We start from the raw sequence: 17,784 nt of genomic DNA, 5'->3' as shown, positions 1-17,784 counted from the left end.
CTACTGATTAACATGTGCCTGTTGCGCTAGCATCTCAAATACTCTCATTTAAAACTGAGGATATATACACAGTTGAGCAGCAGGAGCAAAATTACAAACTAATGCCAAGAGCTTATCGTAACAGATGTAATTGAATGTTGCTATCCTGTAAATGTACCTGATAGCCGCTGCCAATGCTGGTCTTCTTGGGCCGTAAAGGTATGTTTAGGATCCAGTGCAAAGTAAGGTTTATACGCATCGCTGACTTGCTCAGTCTGCGATTCAATCAAACCTGCCAATACAATACGACCTTTTAAGGTAATTAATGTTGCAAAATAAGGCGCAAGACTAATAAGAGGTTTGGCTAGAATATTAGCTACAATTACATCAACGGGAGCAACAGCGTGTTGAGCCCAAAACTGGTTAAAGTCTTCGGGTAAGAAAGCTTGTAGTTGTCCCTCAACATGATTGCGCGCCGCATTTTGATTGGTGGCCAGTACCGCTTGCGGGTCAATATCAACCGCGTAGACATGCCGCGCCCCTAATAATAATGCAGCAACTCCCAAAATTCCGGAGCCGCACCCATAATCAATAACAGTCTTTCCAGCTAAGTCTTGCTCAGTTAACCAGTCAAGGCATAAGCGCGTCGTAGCATGATAGCCCGTTCCAAAGGCAAGACCAGGGTCCATAATGATATTAGTGGCATCAGGGTTAGGTGGTTTTAACCAGTTTGGTACTACCCACAGATCATTAGCGCATTCAATAGGATGGTAGTGCGTCATCCATTCGCGCTCCCAATCTTTGTCTTCGACTGCGCTCAGCCAAACACGGCTGGCATGTACTTGAGCGGCGATATCGTGACTTAATTGCTCAACGGCTTGCCTGCTGCCGACATCGGTAGACGCATCAAACAGCCCAGTCAAGATAACCTCATCCCATAGCGGCGACTCACCCGGCAGCGGTTCAAATAACGGCTGGTCACCGGCATCATCTAAGGCAATGGAGAGCGCGCCTGCCTCTAATAAAAGTGCTTCTGCCAAATCAACGTTTGCTTTTTCGCACTGTAGGTGCAGTTGTTGCCATGCCATAACGGTAGCCTTAGATTGAATTAAAAAATGAATAAAAGTGAAATATGGATAAAGAGAAGCAATAAAGAGTAAGTAGCTACTCTACTGATAACCTATGTATTCATAGTCTAAATTTGATTGCTTACTACAAGATATTCAAAATCTGAATGCTTAGCGTAATGCCTGCTGCGCCTCTTTAATCACGCGCGGATTATTTTGCATTTGCCCCGAGCGCAAGATAATTTGCCACAAGGAGTGATGGTGGTTGGCATCTGTTGAAACGCTAAGACCGCGCCGCGCCATTGCCTCAGCCTTACGTGGTTGGTTCTTTTTAAGAGCCACTTGTGACAAGTAAAAATAAGGCTCCACTGATTTTGGTGCAAGACGTTGAGCGCGAGTAAAACTACTTTCGGCTGCTGTTAGGTTCCCCGATTTTAGCTGCTTAATACCCGTTTGCATTAAATTTTTAAAGGCTGGTAAATTACTGTTGTTTACTGTAGACGGACGACTTCGTTGTTGTGAGTTTTGTCGCGCGCGCTCTAAGAGCTCATTACGTGATGGCGGTGTTGGCAATTGTATTTTGGCGTCATCACGAGAGGGGATGGTAGTGGTAGGTCTTGGATACTGGACAGACGCTTGTTCCACTACGGTGTCTGGTGCAGTGGACTGTTTAGGCGGAACATAAGGTTCAATAGGGTGGTCATTTGCAGAACCATCATTAATAGAGTTGTCATCGTTAATAACGGGCATCTGACTTACAGATGTTGAGGTGGGCTTTGTCGTCATCGACGTAGGTGCATGCACTGGCACGCTCTGACAAGCACTTATGCTGAGCATGCTAATAATTGCGCTGGTGACCAACGCAGTTCTAGTTAAGAGCATCTGATTTCTAGACCTTTTTTGCGTAGATAGTACCGATTGTTGTATAAAACACGCCATACTAAGACCCTTTCCCAAAGATTATGAACGATACTGACACCCTAGAACCACTCAAGGGCGCGTTCGACTAGTTTGCGTACTTTAGGTCCATCGATAATAATGCCCTCTTGTTGTCCGTCATTATTTTGATTGTTTTGCTCATCAATGGCTTCACCATTTGGAATATCTAAACCTTCACGGCGGCGCTGCTGGTTGATATTGCCCTGCTGACTTTGCCACTGCATTTGTTCACGAGCACGGTCTTGTTCGTATAATTCAATCGCACAGCTACTGGCTTCCTCTGGTAAATAGGCTGACATTACTGGCAGGTAGCGTGCATTGGCGCAGCGCTCATTAGACAACTTACCAGAATTGTTCTCAAGCCATAACCATTCAATGCCTTCAGGTTCTGGCATCGATACTGGTGTCAATTTAAGACGATTCATATAATCGACCCAAACTGGCAGCGCTCCGGTACCACCGCTTAGACCAATAGGCTTATTATCATCACGGCCAACCCAAACCACACTCACATAGTTGCCGCTATAACCTGCAAACCATGCATCGCGGTAGTCATTGGTTGTTCCAGTTTTGCCGGCCAGATTAAGGTTGCTACCGAGCGATTCAATACGTCTGGCTGTGCCACTTTTGACCACTTGTTGCAGTGCATAATTGGTCAAATAATTGGTCTCAGGGGCGATGCTACGCTGAGTATTTAACCCTGTCCGTTGGAGAATACGGCCACGGTCATCGATAACGGTGCGAATACTGTGAATAGGCGTACGAAAGCCGCCGGTAGCAAATACTTGATAGACGCCGAGCATATCCATCGGACTTAAGTTAACGGCACCCAATAATACTGACGGGTAGTCAGGAACTTTTGCTTCAACACCTAAACGGCGTAATTGCTTAGCAAAGGTATCAATCCCAAACTCCATCCCTAAGCGCACGGCAGCTTGGTTATAGGACTGCGCAATTGCGGTAGTTAATGGGACGTAACCATGATCGCGACCATCGTAGTTTTTAGGATTCCAGTCTCCACCATCTCTCAGATTAACAGTGATAGGCGTATCATCCACTGAGCTTGCTAAGTTGTAACGGCCGCTCTCTAACGCTGTCATATAAATAATAGGTTTTAATAACGAGCCTACTGGCCGCTTGGCATCAACGGCGCGATTAAAGCCTGTAAATTCGCTACCACTGCCCACAACAGCGACTAGCTCACCTGTTTCAGGGTTGGCACTCACTAACGCGCCTTGTAAGTTTTTAGTCTTAGTGCCATTTCGGCGCAGCTCCCCAAGCTTTTTACTGACTGCTTTATCAGCGGCCATTTGGGTAATGGGGTCGAGGGTACTAATAATAATCAACCCTTCATTTTTAAGGTCATCGGAATAATAAACATCATTAAGCTCACGTTTGACAATATCCAAAAAGTCCGGAAAACGGCTTTTGCCGTCAACGGGCTTGTCAATCACACCCAGTGGTTTTTCAAGCGCCTTGTCATATTCTTCTCGTGAGAGCGTCCCGATAGTCAGCATGTTATTCAGTACCGTATCACGGCGTGCTTTTGAGTCATTGGGATGGCGACGCGGATTATAGACGCTAGGCCCTTTTGCCATACCGACCAATAAAGCCTGCTGATCAATACTCAGTTCACTAAGGGGCTGGTCGAAATAAAACTCCGATGCCAAGCCAAAGCCATTAATTGAGCGATTGCCATTTTGTCCCAAGTAAATCTCGTTGAGATAGGCCTGCAAAATCTCATCTTTGCTATAATGTAGCTCAAGAAGCACCGCCATCATCGCCTCATTGACTTTACGCTTCATAGTACGATCAGAGTTAAGATAAAAATTCTTAATCAACTGTTGGGTAATGGTCGAGCCCCCTTGACGCGCGCCGCCAGTGAAGTTATTAATCACTGCACGGGCGATACCGCGTACCGAAACCCCTTTATGCTCATAAAAACCTCGGTCTTCTGTGGCAACGAGCGCATCAATCAGCGGCTGCGGCACATCATCTAACGAGACGACCAATCGATCTTCATTATTATCAGGATAAATACCGCCAATACTCACCGGTTCAAGTCGAATAATACCCGATGCATTTTGCTCAGTACTTTGAATGGACTTGATTTTACTATCAGCAATAGTCATCTTAATAACTTGTTCTTTATCAACATCAGCGGCGCTATAACTGAAGCCGCGAGTATGAATAAAGTAATCATTACCAGATTTATAATAAGTGCCCGTACGATCGTAGGACTTATTGCTGCGATAATTAAGCAGCTCCAGCCACGATTTAATAGTGTCATTATCAACTTTAGCGTCTTGATAGAGCTCAAGCGGCTGCGAGTATACCTTTGCAGGAATGTCCCAGCGTTTACCCTCGAACTTATGAGTGATGGTACGATCAAGTTTGACCAAATACAGTGCCAATAGCACCATACCAATGATGACAATAATTAATAAAATACTGCTAAACACGAGGCCACGCTGCTGCGATGGTAGGGTATTTACGGCAGACTTAGGCGACTGTGATAGAGTAGAATGGGACTTTTGCACTGATAACGCACCGTTTTGACATAAAAAAACTGCTCTATAATGACGCAAATTGACAAAATTTTCAATCTATCATCATCAACGTTAGGATTCATTATTGCCATGCTATGAGGGCGTATACTGAATGTAGGGATTGTTGACTATGAAACCGTCAATTTATTAAGCTTTTAATCTGGTGACTGAACACCATATAAAATAATAATTTACTTGTTTATAAACTTGCTTGCCTTACTTAGTTAACTAATAGATGAATCATTTTTCTATGGTTTTTTTATGAGTTAAGGGGTGGTAAGGCACAGGTAATTCACGTTGTTTTACTTATTCCAAACCAGTATTTGTTCGAAGTCTACATTTGCGTCAAGCAAATATGTCTAAAGGAAGTTATATCTACCATGTCCAGCACTTTGTCATCTACTGCCTCTCACTACGACGATTACTCTATTACTCAAGGACTGGTGCTGCCACCAGCAGGGCACTGCTTTCACTGTGGTGATCCGGTACCAAAGCCCCCGTTTCATACTGATGTACTAGGCTCGTCACGTGAGATGTGTTGTATGGGTTGTCAGCTGGCCTCCCAAAGTATCGTTGAGGCCGGCCTTGAGCAATATTATCTCGACCGCTCAGAAATTAACCGGACAGCAAGTCTGCCTACGCAATTGACCCAATTGGAAGCATATGACCACGCAGAAATAAAATCGCAATTTGTCTATGCACAGGACGGTCTATCGGTCGCAGAGTTATCGGTCAATAACTTACGCTGTGTGGCTTGTACTTGGCTGATTGAGTCGCGGCTGTATGAGATTGACGGTATTAGTAAGTGTCAGGTCAACTTAACCAATCAACGCATGCGTATCGTTTGGGATGAGACCAAATTGCCTATTAGCCATATTTTGGCGGTGATTAATGAAATTGGCTATGAAGCCAAACCATATCGGCAAGATACCCATGAAGCGATGCTTGCCAAACATAATAATAAGATGCTGTTGAGGCTAGGTATTGCGGCACTCGGTGCCATGCAGGCGATGATGTATGCCGTAGCACTATATTTCGGTGAGCATAGTGGTATGTTGATATTGCAGCGGGATTTTTTACGCTGGGTGTCTTTATTCGTCAGCATTCCAGTGTTCTTTTATGCAGGTGTTCCCTTCTTTACCTCAGCATGGTCAGCGGTACGCGCCCGTCAAGTCAACATGGATGTACCTGTTAGTATCGCGCTGATTGTCACGTTTTTTGCGAGTTTATATGCCACTATTACCGGACATGGACAGACCTACTATGATTCGGTCAGTATGTTCATCTTCTTCTTACTGGCAGGGCGTTATATTGAGCACAATGCACGCCTAAAAGCGGCAACTATGGCCAATGATTTGGTCGTCGTTGAGCCGATATTAGTACAAAAAATTGCTGAGGATAAAGACGCTGCTGAGCTTATATTACAGCAGATGGCGCAGAGTACGGATAATAATGTGTTTGATGCTACTGCTGATATATCTGATAATTTACCCGTTCAGAATTCAGCTCTTAGCAATAATACAAGTTTTCTCAAAGCAAATACTGAAGTGGATACCTTAGTAGCTACCGCACCAAGTACCCTGCCTGACTTTATGAAAAAAATGGATGCCAGTGTCCAAAAAGTGACCTCTATTATTGCTCAAGAGTGGCAACAGGCGACCCGTCAGCAGCCACTCTCTAACGATCAAAAACAGATGGTCACCGCCCAAAGTTTGCAAGTGGGTGATATCGTTATGATTGAAGCGGGTGCTGAGATTATCAGTGATGGTATTTTGCTCAGTCAAACCGCCACCGTCTCTCAAAGCTTATTAACAGGCGAGGGCGACTTGATTATAAAAGGCCAAGGCGATTATATTGTCGGCGGTGCTCAAAACGACAGTCAGCCGTTTGAGATGCTAGTTACTGCGCTGCCAGAAGACAGTCAGATTGGCCTGATTGACCGTCTTATGAACCGCGCTATGAGCGAAAAACCCAAACTCGCGCAGCAAGCCGATAAGCTGGCACGTTGGTTTGTGGCACGGATTTTGGTATTGTCCGTATTAGTGTTTATCGGCTGGTATATCGTCGATCCAAGTCAAGCTATTTGGGCCACTGTAGCCGTATTAGTGGCGACTTGCCCTTGTGCGTTATCATTGGCAACGCCTATTGCTTTAACCGTTGCGACTAACCGTCTGGCAAGCTATGGGTTTTTAACCACGCGTGGTCATACTTTGCAGACCTTAGCTGAAATTACGCATGTGGCTTTTGATAAAACAGGCACGCTCACTTATGGTAAACCGAACTTACTAAACATTGAGCTGCTACCAGCTGCAAACGAGTCATTAGCACATGAATCTTCAATAAATGAGCCTGCAAGCGTACGCAAAGATGAGTTGTTATCGATAGCCGCTGCCCTTGAAGTTGGTAGCCGCCATCCGATTGCTCATGCGCTGCTCACGGCTGCTTATCAATTGCATTTACCCGCTACGCAGGATTTAACCCTCTATCCATCAGGCGGTGTTGAAGCTAACATTGATGGCATGTTATACCGGATTGGTCATGTTGATTTTGCTTTAGATAGAAAGGCTAATCATGAAAAATTGAGTGATGCAAATACAAGCAATAATCTAACCATTGATTTAACTTCGAACCGTGCTAGCTCAGCGGTAGTATTGTCTTGTTATCCTCTATCAGTAGAGTCGGATATCGTTCCTGACAGTAATCAGTCAAATTCATGGCAAGCGCTGGCCTGTTTTTATTTTAATGATAAAGTACGCGATACAGCGCAACCTATGCTTGATAAGCTTAAAGCGCTAGGTCTTGAGTCGGTAATGTTAACCGGGGACCCAAGCCCACAAGCATTGATTATGGCAAAATCTTTAGGTATGCAATCCGCCCATAATGGTTTATCCCCCAGCGATAAGGTTAATCATATTCAGCAATTGCAAGCGCAGAATGCGGTCGTGCTTATGGTCGGCGATGGTATCAATGATGCCCCAGTATTGGCAGCAGCTGACGTCTCAACTTCAATAGCGGGTGCGGCAGATTTGGCGCAGGTTTCTAGTGATAGTATTATCTTAAATGGTCAAATTGAAGCTATCGTTGCTGCTAAACGCATCGCTGATAAAACCGAACGTATTATCAAACAAAACTTCCGCTGGGCTCTTAGCTATAACGGCATTGTACTGTTACCAGCTGCCCTTGGCTACGTCCCACCTTGGCTGGCAGCTATCGGCATGTCGCTCAGCTCGTTATTCGTAGTGTTAAATGCGCTGCGTCTGAAACGCGCTTAGTCTATAGAAATACGGATGACTTAAACCAAAAAAACCGCCTATATAACATAGGCGGTTTTTTTGGTTACTTGATTTTCATTATTCTATATTTGAGCTACTTATATTTAAATGATAAACGCTTTTTACATTAGTCCTGTAAATAACTAAGCAGGCGCATAAATTCAATGTACATCCATACTAGTGTTGCAAGGATACCGATACTGAATAACCATTCGTAGTCTTCTGATACGCCCGCTGCTACTCCGCGGTCAATGTTATCAAAGTCTAATAACAGTGTAAAAGAAGCGATAAGGATTACAAACAGGCTAAAGCCAATGGAGATCATGCCACCTTCAAATAAGAAAGGTAGGCTTGAGCCAAACGCTAGAGAGAGTACCCATTGCGCGACATACACCAACATAATGGCAATGAGTGCTGACGTTACGATTGAGCGAAATTTTTGTGTGACTTTCACTAGGCCGGAACGATACAGCCCGAGCATTACCGCTGCGGTCACGAAGGTCGCACACATTGCCGTTACTGGGACACTTGGATACATTCTCATAAAAAATAGCGAGATGCCACCTAAGAAAATACCTTCTAATAGTGCGTAAGGTATCGCTAAGGTTTTAGCGGTGTGTGGCTTAAAAGTGATAAATAATGCTAAACCAAACGCGGCAAACATACTACCAAAGGCCGCCATAGTAATAAAACCTTGCGATAGGCCTGCCATCAGTGCATAAAAGAAGAAGCCCACACCTGTGATAGCAGCCAGCCCAAGTAACAGACTGGTTTTTTGAATCACGCCCTTGACGGTCATCGGCTCACCACCGATCGCAAGTTCTGCGCGACTGACAATAGGATTTGCCATACTTAAGTCCTTAATAATAAAAGTAAAAAACAGTACAAATAGAAGTTGTGGATAGCAGCTACTCTAGCAAAATCGCTATTATTGTCAACTGTGTTTGCGTGACAGTATACAAGGCATTGCGTCATTTTTGAGCGCTCATTTGCTAGTAGTTGCAGCATTTATCGTCAGTGAAATTGGCATACGTGCACAGTATACGAGATAGTAATTATATGGGGACAATTACGACAGTTAACAGCGCCTATTAATAAAACATGCTAGTTTAAGCGCTCATTTCTCGCTATCATTGTCGTATAAATTCTAACACTATTGCGTATCTTAACAGTACTGCGCATTTAAAGTCATACCGAGCCGTTTTATGGAAAACTTAGTGCAGTCAGAAAGATTGCCACACTTACATGAATCAGAGTTGCTTCATGCTATTAAAAATCCTGCTTTTCGGCGTATTGGTCTTATGGGACGTGCGGGAAAACGCAGTGTGATTCAAAGTCTCACCCAAATTGCTCAAAACGTAAATGAGATGGGTCTGACGCTAATTATGGATGTAGAAACTGCTGATTTGCCAACATTAGACCTTACTGAAATAGAAAAAGTCAAAATCGTTGAACGTAGCTTAATTGGTGAGATTTGCGACTTAGTGATTGTGGTGGGCGGCGATGGTTCAATCTTGCATGCAGCTGAGGTGCTTGCACGTTATCGAGTACCCGTGTTGGGTGTGAACCGTGGCCGGCTTGGATTTTTAGCAGATGTAAAGCCAAATGAAGTTGCTTTTAAATTACGTCAGGTATTGATGGGCGATTATCAGCTAGATCATCGGTTTTTATTGAGGATGGAGATTCGTGAAGGTCAGAACATTATCCATGAAGATATGGCGTTAAATGACATTGTCTTGCATGCTGGTAAATCTGTACACATGATTGATTTTCAAATGAAGATTGATGGCCATGATGTCTATCGTCAGCATAGTGATGGCCTGATTGTGGCCACACCAACTGGCTCGACCGCCTATGCGCTATCAGGTGGTGGCCCTATTATCCATCCCAGTATGGATGCCATCTGTTTGGTACCTATGCACCCACATACCTTATCGAGCCGTCCTATTGTGGTGAGTGGCAATAGTGAAATTAGTATTCGCATCCACGAGGACAACCGCACCCAGCCAATGGTGAGTGCCGATGGCAAGCAGGGAATGCCACTTGAGAGAGACCAGCGTTTATATATACGCAAACACCCTGATAAGTTAACCTTATTGCATCCACCAGGCTTTGATTTTTATGAAGCCTGTCGTACGAAGCTACACTGGAACGTGCATGCCGAAGAGTTCAGTCTTGACATTGATGATGATATTATTGATTAGGAAGAGTAAGTCATTCTATTATTAAAGCGAGAGGAGTACAGGCAGTATGGATAAACAGACTATATTAGCAAGCCTAACCCCTGAAGTGGTTGATAAATTCCGTGTGGCAATCGAGCTGGGCAAATGGCCTGATGGCCGCCTACTAGCTGCCGATCAGCGCGAGACCTGTATGCAAGCAGTCATGGTGTGGGAACATGAGCATTTAGCGCCATCTGAGCGCACCGGTTATATCCATAAGCCGATAAGAGTGGATGGCTCTATCGTGGGCGCTGAATGTGATGTCGAACATGAGCATCACTATCCTAATATGCCTAATCCTAAAGGCGCGATTCAACCAGTAAAATTTCGCGATAAGTAAGTATTAATATGAATTATAAAGATTTAAGATAAATTATTTATCACTTTTACAGAAAAAAGCCACGCTATATCAATAGCGTGGCTTTTTTCTAGTGTTTTTTAACACTATCAATTTTACTATTATTAAATAGACGTAGTATCAACACTTGGGCGTACAGCCAGCGGATTTTTTTGCATCAAAAATCCTTGCCAACCCCAATGTAAAAAGTTACGAATATTGGCATGATCCGTGCCATTCGGTGTCTCTTGCACTTGTGCATAATGCTCACCAAACAGCTTTAAGGTATCCAGCTGGTTCAAACCGTGATGCTTAGCAAAACCAAAAATCTTGGCGCTGCCTTCGTTTTCACCGGCTATATTGTGCACTTGACCGTTTACGAATGGAGCAGGGGAATAACGATAAAAGTCATCAATAAAGCTGATAACATCATTGAATCCAATGGCTTTCTTATTCAAACCATTAAGTAAAGCCGAGACATCTGATTGGCGGATACTCATAAGTAAATGACCTCAAAGCTAATTAAAAAAGCACTCTGTGCTTGATTTGTGCTTAATGACTAGATGTTAGGGATGACGGTCTAACGATTAAAATAGTCTTCGTCATCGAATGAAGGCGCAAAGTTGCCTTGCTCAAGATGTTGCATTTGTGATTGTACCGAACGCTCATGCTGAATACGCTGATAAATCTCTTCGCGGTGTACGGCAATATCTTTTGGTGCATTCACACCAATTCGTACTTGATTGCCTTTAACACCGAGGACTGTCACACTGACCTCATCGCCAATCATCAAAGTTTCGCCCACGCGGCGTGTCAAAATTAACATGCGTCACACTCCTTATGTCGCATTAACAACATAGTTCTCATTAAAGTATATCCCAATTGCAGGCTACCACTGCTTCTCAAAGTCTACATGCTTTTTATATCAAAACACTTTATTTATCATGGTATCAATAAAAATAGCACAGTAAGGCAAATTGCTTAAAATCTGCGCGTCATGACGGCTATAAGTCATAGTGATAATAAGTAAATTCATTTAGCCCAAATGAACAACCCATTATAGGTGGCAGAAGTGATAGTGTCACGGCTTTTCATAACACTGCGAGGTATATATTGACCCTAGCCGTCATAAAATACAAAAAAATAGGACCCTTTAAGGACCTATTAATACATAACTGGCTGATAAAATTAAGTTAAACACCAAAAATAGTTCTTAAAAACATACGCATATATTTTGTGTATGTTTTTGCTTATACTCTTATCTGACAACTACTTTTAGCGGCAGCTAACTAGAAGCTACTAACCCGCAACTTTGCTATCGCCATCTTCACGATCAAGACCAAAAGCGGTGTGCAATGACTTGACCGCTTTTTCTAGGTATTGTTCTTGGATAAGAACAGAAACCTTAATTTCACTGGTCGATATCATCTCGATATTAATATTATTTTCAGCCAGCGTTTGGAACATGAGGCTAGCAACACCAGCATGTGAGCGCATGCCAACACCTACTAATGAGACTTTGACCACATCGCTATTACCAATGACTTCTGTTGCACCAATCTCGTCTTTTACTTGCTCATTCAACACTTTCATGGTTTTTTCCATGTCGGTGCGGTTAACGGTAAAGCTGAAGTCCGTCATGCCATTGATCGATAGATTTTGGACAATCATATCAATTTCGATATTCGCGCGGCCAATGGGGCTTAAAATTGCAGAGGCAATGCCAGGGTGATCGGGCACAGCGCGTACGACAATTTTTGCCTCATCGCGATTAAAGGCGATACCTGAGATGATTGCGTTTTCCATATTGTCTCCTTCGTCTATCGTAATTAAAGTACCGACGTTATCTTTAAAGTCGTCATCAAAGCTGCCATCATTGTCTTCATCAAAGCTAGACAACACCCGTAATGGTACGCCGTATTTTCCTGCAAATTCTACTGAGCGAATTTGTAAGATTTTAGAGCCTAAGCTTGCCATCTCTAGCATTTCTTCAAAGGTAATCTTTTCAAGTTTTTTGGCTTTGGAGGTGACACGCGGGTCAGTCGTATAAACACCATCAACATCGGTATAAATCTGACACTCATCTGCGCCCAATGATGCTGCAATGGCCACACCAGTAGTGTCAGAACCGCCGCGACCTAGAGTAGTGGCGTCACCATGCTCGTCTATTCCTTGGAAGCCCGCCACGATAACGACATTACCGGCGTCTAACTGCGCGCGGATGTTTTTATCATCAATGGATTCAATGCGTGCTTTATTGTGTTCGCCATCTGTTTTTATCGCGACTTGGCGACCAGTAAAGGAGCGCGCGCCAACGCCTAATTCTTTTATCGCCATTGCTAGAAGTGAGATAGATACTTGCTCGCCCGTTGATACCATTTGGTCGTATTCACGCGGGTCAGGTTGGGTGCTGATTTGGCGGGCAAGATCGATGAGGCGGTTGGTTTCTCCGCTCATGGCTGAGACCACTACCACCACTTGATGACCGTGATCGTGCCAGCGTTTAATCCGCTTGGCGACGTTTTTGATGCGGTCAATGCTACCCATTGAGGTGCCGCCGTATTTTTGTACTATTAACGCCATAAAAATCTTACCTATTATTATCAATGGCTATTTGTACGCTCTAAGCATCAATCTATAATGAGTCTAGTTGTCCATATCGCTCTAGATTAATGCTAATAACGATGAAGCCGGATTATAAAACCGCGTCACTTTCTATTGATTGTCTTGGTAACTGACTTATTGACTAACTGTGTTACTTTATACCACATTTGTGCCATAAATTTAAGTCAAAGCAAAGCTTAGATGTATGGCGAATGGTTATAAATGTGATAACCAATCGCTTTATATAAGTGCTTTAAATCAGTTGCGATTCAAGCCAAGCAGGTAAGGTGCTAATTACGCTTGCGCTATTCGCCGCTTTTGGTGCGCCGCCTTGGGCATAATCTGGCTTACCGCCACCTTTACCACCAAGTTCAGTGGCTAAATGACGAATGATGTCACCCGCTTTGACTTTACCAGTAACAGACTGAGCCACACTAGCCGCTAAAGCCAATTGCTCGTCCTTATCACCAATCAGCACAATCACGCTATCAGGAAGCTTCGACTTGATATCGTCCATTAGGGTGCGAATGGATTTACCATCGACACCGGATAAGGTGCTGATTAATACTGGTGTATCTGCGATAGTTTGCACGTCGTCAAGTAGATTGGCTGCTTGCGCACTGGCGATTTTCTGCTCTAAGCGCTCTAATTGCTTCTCTAAATCGCGCTGCTTATCGCTCATGGTACGGACGCGTTGGGCGACTTCTGGACGTTTAACTTTCAGCTGTGCGGCAAGCTCGCTCAATTGCTGCTCGCTTTGCTGAATATATTTGACCGCGTTCATACCAGTAACCGCTTCAATACGGCGAATACCCGCGGCAATACCACCCTCACTAGTGATTTTTAATAAGCCGATATCACCGGTACGTTGCACATGCAAACCACCGCACAGCTCGATAGAGAACGGCTGCGTTTTACCATCAACGATGACTTCAGTACCCATAGTCAAGACGCGCACATCTGAGCCGTACTTTTCACCAAACAGCGCCATCGCGCCTTTATCCATGGCTTCATCAATAGACATATTTTCGATACAAGCGGGGGCATTGGCTTGGATTTGCTCATTAACTAAGCGCTCGATACTGCTAATTTCGGCATTGGTAACCGGCTTATCATAGGAAAAGTCAAAACGCAGTGCGTCACTCGAGACCAACGAGCCTTTTTGGGTCACTTCTGCGCCTAATACTTGGCGTAGAGCGGCATGTAATAAATGCGTCGCAGAGTGGTTTTTGGCACTGGCCGCACGGATGCTGGAGAGTACTTGTGCATCAGCTGTTTGGCTGGCATTGATAGAACCCATGCTAACCACGCCATAGTGAATGATGGCTTGTCCTGATTTTTTGGTGTCTTGAACTTCAAAGACACCTGATGCACTGCGAATTTCACCCAGCTCACCGACTTGACCACCGCCTTCGGCATAAAATGGCGTACGGTCAAGAACAATAACGCCTTCCATTCCTTCCTCTAAGCTATCTACTGCCTTGCCATCTTGATAAAGAGCGCTGATAGTGACATTGTCATCATTTAATTGCTCATAGCCAATAAAAGTTGTCGGCACCTCTACTTGAATCACGCTGCTATAATCAACGTCAAATTTACCTGCATCACGCGCTCGCTCTCGTTGCGCTTGCATGTGTTCATCAAATTCAGCCTCATTGATACTAATACCGCGCTCACGGGTAATATCAGCCGTCAAATCAAGCGGAAAGCCATAAGTATCATAGAGCTTAAACGCGGCTTCACCAGATAGGATATCCCCCTCTTGTAAGCCTTCAAGCTCAGTGGCTAATAAACGTAAGCCTTGCGCTAGGGTTTTAGCAAATTGAGTTTCTTCTTTTTGAATGGCATTTTCAATGGTGCTTTGCTTGTCTTTAAGTTCAGGATAAGCATCACTCATCTCAGCAACTAGCGGCGCGACCATTTTATAGAAAAAATCACTTTCAGCACCAAGCTTATTGCCATGACGAACGGCGCGGCGAATAATGCGGCGGAGCACATAGCCGCGACCTTCATTACTTGGCATCACGCCATCAGCTATTAGGAATGAGACCGCACGGATATGGTCAGCAATCACTTTTAATGATGATTGTTGCTTATTGTTAATCTCTAATATTTTAGCAGCCGCATCCATCAAATGGACAAATAAGTCGATTTGATAGTTGCCATGCACGCCCTGCATAATAGCGCTAATCCGCTCAAGACCCATGCCGGTGTCGACACTAGGCGCAGGTAGCGGCAGCATCGTGCCATCTTTTTGGCGATTAAACTGCATAAATACGCAGTTCCAAATCTCAATAAAGCGGTCGCCATCTTCTTCAGGCGTACCCGGCAAACCGCCTTCAATATCAGCTCCATGGTCATAAAAAACTTCGGTACAAGGGCCACAAGGACCAGTGTCACCCATCGTCCAAAAGTTATCGGAGGCGTACGGTGCACCTTTATTGTCACCGATACGAATAATACGTTCCGCTGGCAAGCCGATATCTTGGTTCCAGATATCAAACGCTTCATCGTCAGTCTCGTAGATAGTGACATAAAGACGTTCTTTATCAATTGCTAGCCACTCATCAGAAGTTAGAAATTCCCAAATATATGCGATTCCAGCTTGCTTAAAATAGTCACCAAACGAGAAGTTACCGAGCATCTCAAAGAACGTATGATGGCGTGCGGTATAGCCGACATTATCTAAGTCGTTATGTTTACCACCAGCACGCACACATTTTTGCGAGGTCACTGCCCGCGTATAGTCGCGCGTCTCCATGCCCAAAAAGGTTTCTTTAAATTGGTTCATGCCCGCGTTGGTAAACAATAGCGTTGGGTCATTATGCGGAATCAGGCTCGATGAAGCGACTGGGGTATGCTGTTTGCTTATAAAAAAATTGATAAAAGCTTGGCGAATATCGACTGAGCGAAATGGCTGGCTCACAGCGGCTCCTTTTAATGATGAATAGGGTATTTAAGAGAGTATTAAAATAACTGCTAAGCGCAAGCAGATTAAATAGTTTTGCAAGCGATTTTAGCACAAACGCCTATAGCGTGTTTGACCATTCGCGAATAGGCGCTGAGTAAACAGCGGATTGAATTATAAATATAGTAGCGATTAATACTGTTAACTAATTGGTCAAAATCGCAGCATCGGTCTTATCGAGCTTATCTTGAATCAGTGGATTGGACTCAATCACTTGTACTGGCAGATAGCGGAGCTGTATTTTGATAGGTAGGTAGCTTGGGAAGTTGTCTTTCATATTCTGTGTAATAGTCGCTTCAATTTGGCGCACATCATAGGAGCTGGGGGTGGTCTCACCGCGAATAACAGCCCGTACAATTTCATTCCCATCTGACCTATCGAATTGGGTATTGGTCAGTACATTGCCTTTACTTTTAAAGTAATCATTAATCGTTTCTTTGACATTATTCTCAAAGGTTTGTTGCCGAGCATTAGTATTAAGGTTAATAGTCAAATAAATACCTAACCCGACCAGTAATAATAAGGTAACGGCATTACGTCGAAAAAAAGTTAAATAGGTGCTAGATTTATAATCGTCATCGACCAAGCGCCGAAAGCCTAAAAACCACAACACCATGGCATTGGTAAATTGAATGGCGATAATGTTCGTAATTGCGAGCAGGGCAGCGCCAAGCCCGAGCTGCATCTCACCGTTAGCAAGTAGAATACCGCTTGCAGCTAGGGGAGGTACCAAAGCGGTTGCCACTGCGACGCCAACCACTGCGACAGATAAATGGGGTGATACCATCGCGTAAGCACCAGCCGTCCCGCCGGCAAGCGCAATCATTAAGTCCATTGATGTCGGCTGAGTTCGAGATAATACCTCAGCAGTCAGCGGTTGTCCTTTATGCAACCAACCAACGATAAAGCCCACTAGGATCACTAATGAAACCCCAGCCGCGACGGTAAACAGCGATTTACGTAACAAAGGCATTCGATAATCGATAACTGCTAACGCCACCCCAGTAATAGGGCCCAGCATCATTGCTACTAACATCGCTCCAATGACCACAGCGGCAGAGTCAGCAATTAACCCATAACTGGCAATGATGGCGGATAACACATTCATTATAAAATACATTTTACTGGGTATCGCGTTCGCTTCTATCGTCACTCGTACTTCTGGATAATCTATCTTCTGACTATTAAACTGCTCCGCAACGAACTGTTTATAAGACTCAAGTTTTGATTCTTTTTCTTCTTTAACCTCTTCTAGCTCTTTTTCTTCTTCTGTAAGCTCACTCTCTTCATTAGTGTCAATCTTATTATCGTCTTGATTGTCATCGTCACTATCAGTGTGCGGAATAGCATCCAAAGCTTCCTCTTTGGTAGTCTCTTCTTCAAGCGTTATTTCGCTATCGTTGGTGTGATTACGATCTTGCGCTTTATCGGAATCAACAGCGTTATCACTATTGCTAGAAACTCTAGAAGTAACTTCGGTACTACTATCAGTCTCTGCATCCATTATTTGAGTATTATCGTTGCCTTGGAATTTTGGCTCTACTACTCCGATAGAGATTTGCGTTTCAGGATCAGGCGTCTCTAGAGTGGCGATAACTACATCGGGACTTGGCGAGGACATGGTTACTTTAGACTCGGGATATTGAGCATCGTTATAGACCTCAAATTTTTCATTGTCTACGCTATTACTATCTATTTTGTCAGCATCGACTTCGTCAGTTACTGTTTTATTAACAGCTTTTTTATCAGCATCTGAGATTTTAGATTCATCATCTGGCGTCATAGATGAATACTGTGGGTCTAGATTTTTGTTTGAATTGAACGGAGGTTTAGCAGATGCGGTCATG

Annotated in this window: 11 protein-coding genes and 1 pseudogene; 3 read left to right on the top strand and 9 right to left on the bottom strand. The window is 44.0% G+C overall.

Annotation, left to right across the window (positions count from 1 at the left end; translation table 11 throughout):
- Positions 1 to 140: 140 nt before the first annotated feature.
- The 3 genes from prmA to mrcB all read right to left on the bottom strand — a co-directional run bounded on the left by prmA (position 141) and on the right by mrcB (position 4,447).
- Positions 141 to 1,067, bottom strand: a complete 927-nt coding sequence (prmA, locus tag ES754_RS04475) for a 50S ribosomal protein L11 methyltransferase (protein ID WP_147222418.1) — start codon at positions 1,065 to 1,067, stop codon at positions 141 to 143.
- A gap of 150 nt (positions 1,068 to 1,217) precedes the next feature.
- Positions 1,218 to 1,832 (bottom strand): tetratricopeptide repeat protein, encoded by a 615-nt coding sequence (locus tag ES754_RS04470; protein ID WP_227677685.1) that lies wholly within the window; start codon positions 1,830 to 1,832, stop codon positions 1,218 to 1,220.
- Between the two features lie 194 nt (positions 1,833 to 2,026).
- Complete coding sequence (gene mrcB, locus ES754_RS04465; RefSeq protein ID WP_420825339.1) at positions 2,027 to 4,447, bottom strand: penicillin-binding protein 1B; 2,421 nt, start codon at positions 4,445 to 4,447, stop codon at positions 2,027 to 2,029.
- Positions 4,448 to 4,914: 467 nt separating this feature from the next.
- Here mrcB and ES754_RS04460 point away from each other — a divergent pair, with 467 nt between their 5' ends.
- Positions 4,915 to 7,806 (top strand): heavy metal translocating P-type ATPase, encoded by a 2,892-nt coding sequence (locus ES754_RS04460; protein WP_147222412.1) that lies wholly within the window; start codon positions 4,915 to 4,917, stop codon positions 7,804 to 7,806.
- A gap of 127 nt (positions 7,807 to 7,933) precedes the next feature.
- Here the strand turns inward: ES754_RS04460 and ES754_RS04455 are convergent, their stop codons facing one another.
- Positions 7,934 to 8,656: a Bax inhibitor-1/YccA family protein gene (locus ES754_RS04455; protein WP_147222411.1), complete on the bottom strand. Its 723-nt coding sequence runs from the start codon at positions 8,654 to 8,656 to the stop codon at positions 7,934 to 7,936.
- Between the two features lie 355 nt (positions 8,657 to 9,011).
- Here ES754_RS04455 and ES754_RS04450 point away from each other — a divergent pair, with 355 nt between their 5' ends.
- Both ES754_RS04450 and ES754_RS04445 read left to right on the top strand, forming a co-directional pair.
- Positions 9,012 to 10,010, top strand: coding sequence for an NAD(+) kinase (locus ES754_RS04450; protein WP_170231074.1), 999 nt, complete (start codon positions 9,012 to 9,014; stop codon positions 10,008 to 10,010).
- A gap of 46 nt (positions 10,011 to 10,056) precedes the next feature.
- Positions 10,057 to 10,368, top strand: coding sequence for a YeaC family protein (locus ES754_RS04445; RefSeq protein ID WP_147222407.1), 312 nt, complete (start codon positions 10,057 to 10,059; stop codon positions 10,366 to 10,368).
- Positions 10,369 to 10,490: 122 nt separating this feature from the next.
- Here the strand turns inward: ES754_RS04445 and ES754_RS04440 are convergent, their stop codons facing one another.
- The 5 genes and pseudogenes from ES754_RS04440 to ES754_RS04420 form a co-directional block, all read right to left on the bottom strand.
- Positions 10,491 to 10,865 (bottom strand): HopJ type III effector protein, encoded by a 375-nt coding sequence (locus ES754_RS04440; RefSeq protein WP_147222405.1) that lies wholly within the window; start codon positions 10,863 to 10,865, stop codon positions 10,491 to 10,493.
- A gap of 158 nt (positions 10,866 to 11,023) precedes the next feature.
- Positions 11,024 to 11,191: pseudogene (gene csrA / locus ES754_RS04435) on the bottom strand (carbon storage regulator CsrA); the annotation flags it as partial.
- 473 nt (positions 11,192 to 11,664) lie between these two features.
- On the bottom strand, positions 11,665 to 12,948 hold the full coding sequence (locus tag ES754_RS04430) for an aspartate kinase (RefSeq protein WP_147222403.1): 1,284 nt from the start codon (positions 12,946 to 12,948) through the stop codon (positions 11,665 to 11,667).
- Between the two features lie 274 nt (positions 12,949 to 13,222).
- Complete coding sequence (gene alaS, locus ES754_RS04425; protein ID WP_147222401.1) at positions 13,223 to 15,895, bottom strand: alanine--tRNA ligase; 2,673 nt, start codon at positions 15,893 to 15,895, stop codon at positions 13,223 to 13,225.
- A gap of 187 nt (positions 15,896 to 16,082) precedes the next feature.
- Positions 16,083 to 17,783, bottom strand: a complete 1,701-nt coding sequence (locus tag ES754_RS04420) for a TIGR00341 family protein (RefSeq protein ID WP_147222399.1) — start codon at positions 17,781 to 17,783, stop codon at positions 16,083 to 16,085.
- Between the last annotated feature and the right edge of the window lies 1 nt (position 17,784).

The organism is Psychrobacter frigidicola, from assembly GCF_007997305.1.
Lineage (GTDB): Bacteria > Pseudomonadota > Gammaproteobacteria > Pseudomonadales > Moraxellaceae > Psychrobacter > Psychrobacter frigidicola.
This window is presented reverse-complemented; position numbering and strand designations above follow the sequence as displayed.

Excerpts from the sequence above, each read along its gene's own strand:
- prmA (WP_147222418.1), bottom strand. The coding sequence starts at position 1,067 with ATGGCATGGCAACAACTGCACCTACAGTGCGAAAAAGCAAACGTTGAT.
- ES754_RS04445 (WP_147222407.1), top strand. The coding sequence starts at position 10,057 with ATGGATAAACAGACTATATTAGCAAGCCTAACCCCTGAAGTGGTTGAT.
- ES754_RS04470 (WP_227677685.1), bottom strand. The coding sequence starts at position 1,832 with ATGACGACAAAGCCCACCTCAACATCTGTAAGTCAGATGCCCGTTATT.
- ES754_RS04460 (WP_147222412.1), top strand. The coding sequence starts at position 4,915 with ATGTCCAGCACTTTGTCATCTACTGCCTCTCACTACGACGATTACTCT.
- ES754_RS04455 (WP_147222411.1), bottom strand. The coding sequence starts at position 8,656 with ATGGCAAATCCTATTGTCAGTCGCGCAGAACTTGCGATCGGTGGTGAG.
- ES754_RS04450 (WP_170231074.1), top strand. The coding sequence starts at position 9,012 with ATGGAAAACTTAGTGCAGTCAGAAAGATTGCCACACTTACATGAATCA.
- ES754_RS04440 (WP_147222405.1), bottom strand. The coding sequence starts at position 10,865 with ATGAGTATCCGCCAATCAGATGTCTCGGCTTTACTTAATGGTTTGAAT.
- ES754_RS04420 (WP_147222399.1), bottom strand. The coding sequence starts at position 17,783 with ATGACCGCATCTGCTAAACCTCCGTTCAATTCAAACAAAAATCTAGAC.
- ES754_RS04430 (WP_147222403.1), bottom strand. The coding sequence starts at position 12,948 with ATGGCGTTAATAGTACAAAAATACGGCGGCACCTCAATGGGTAGCATT.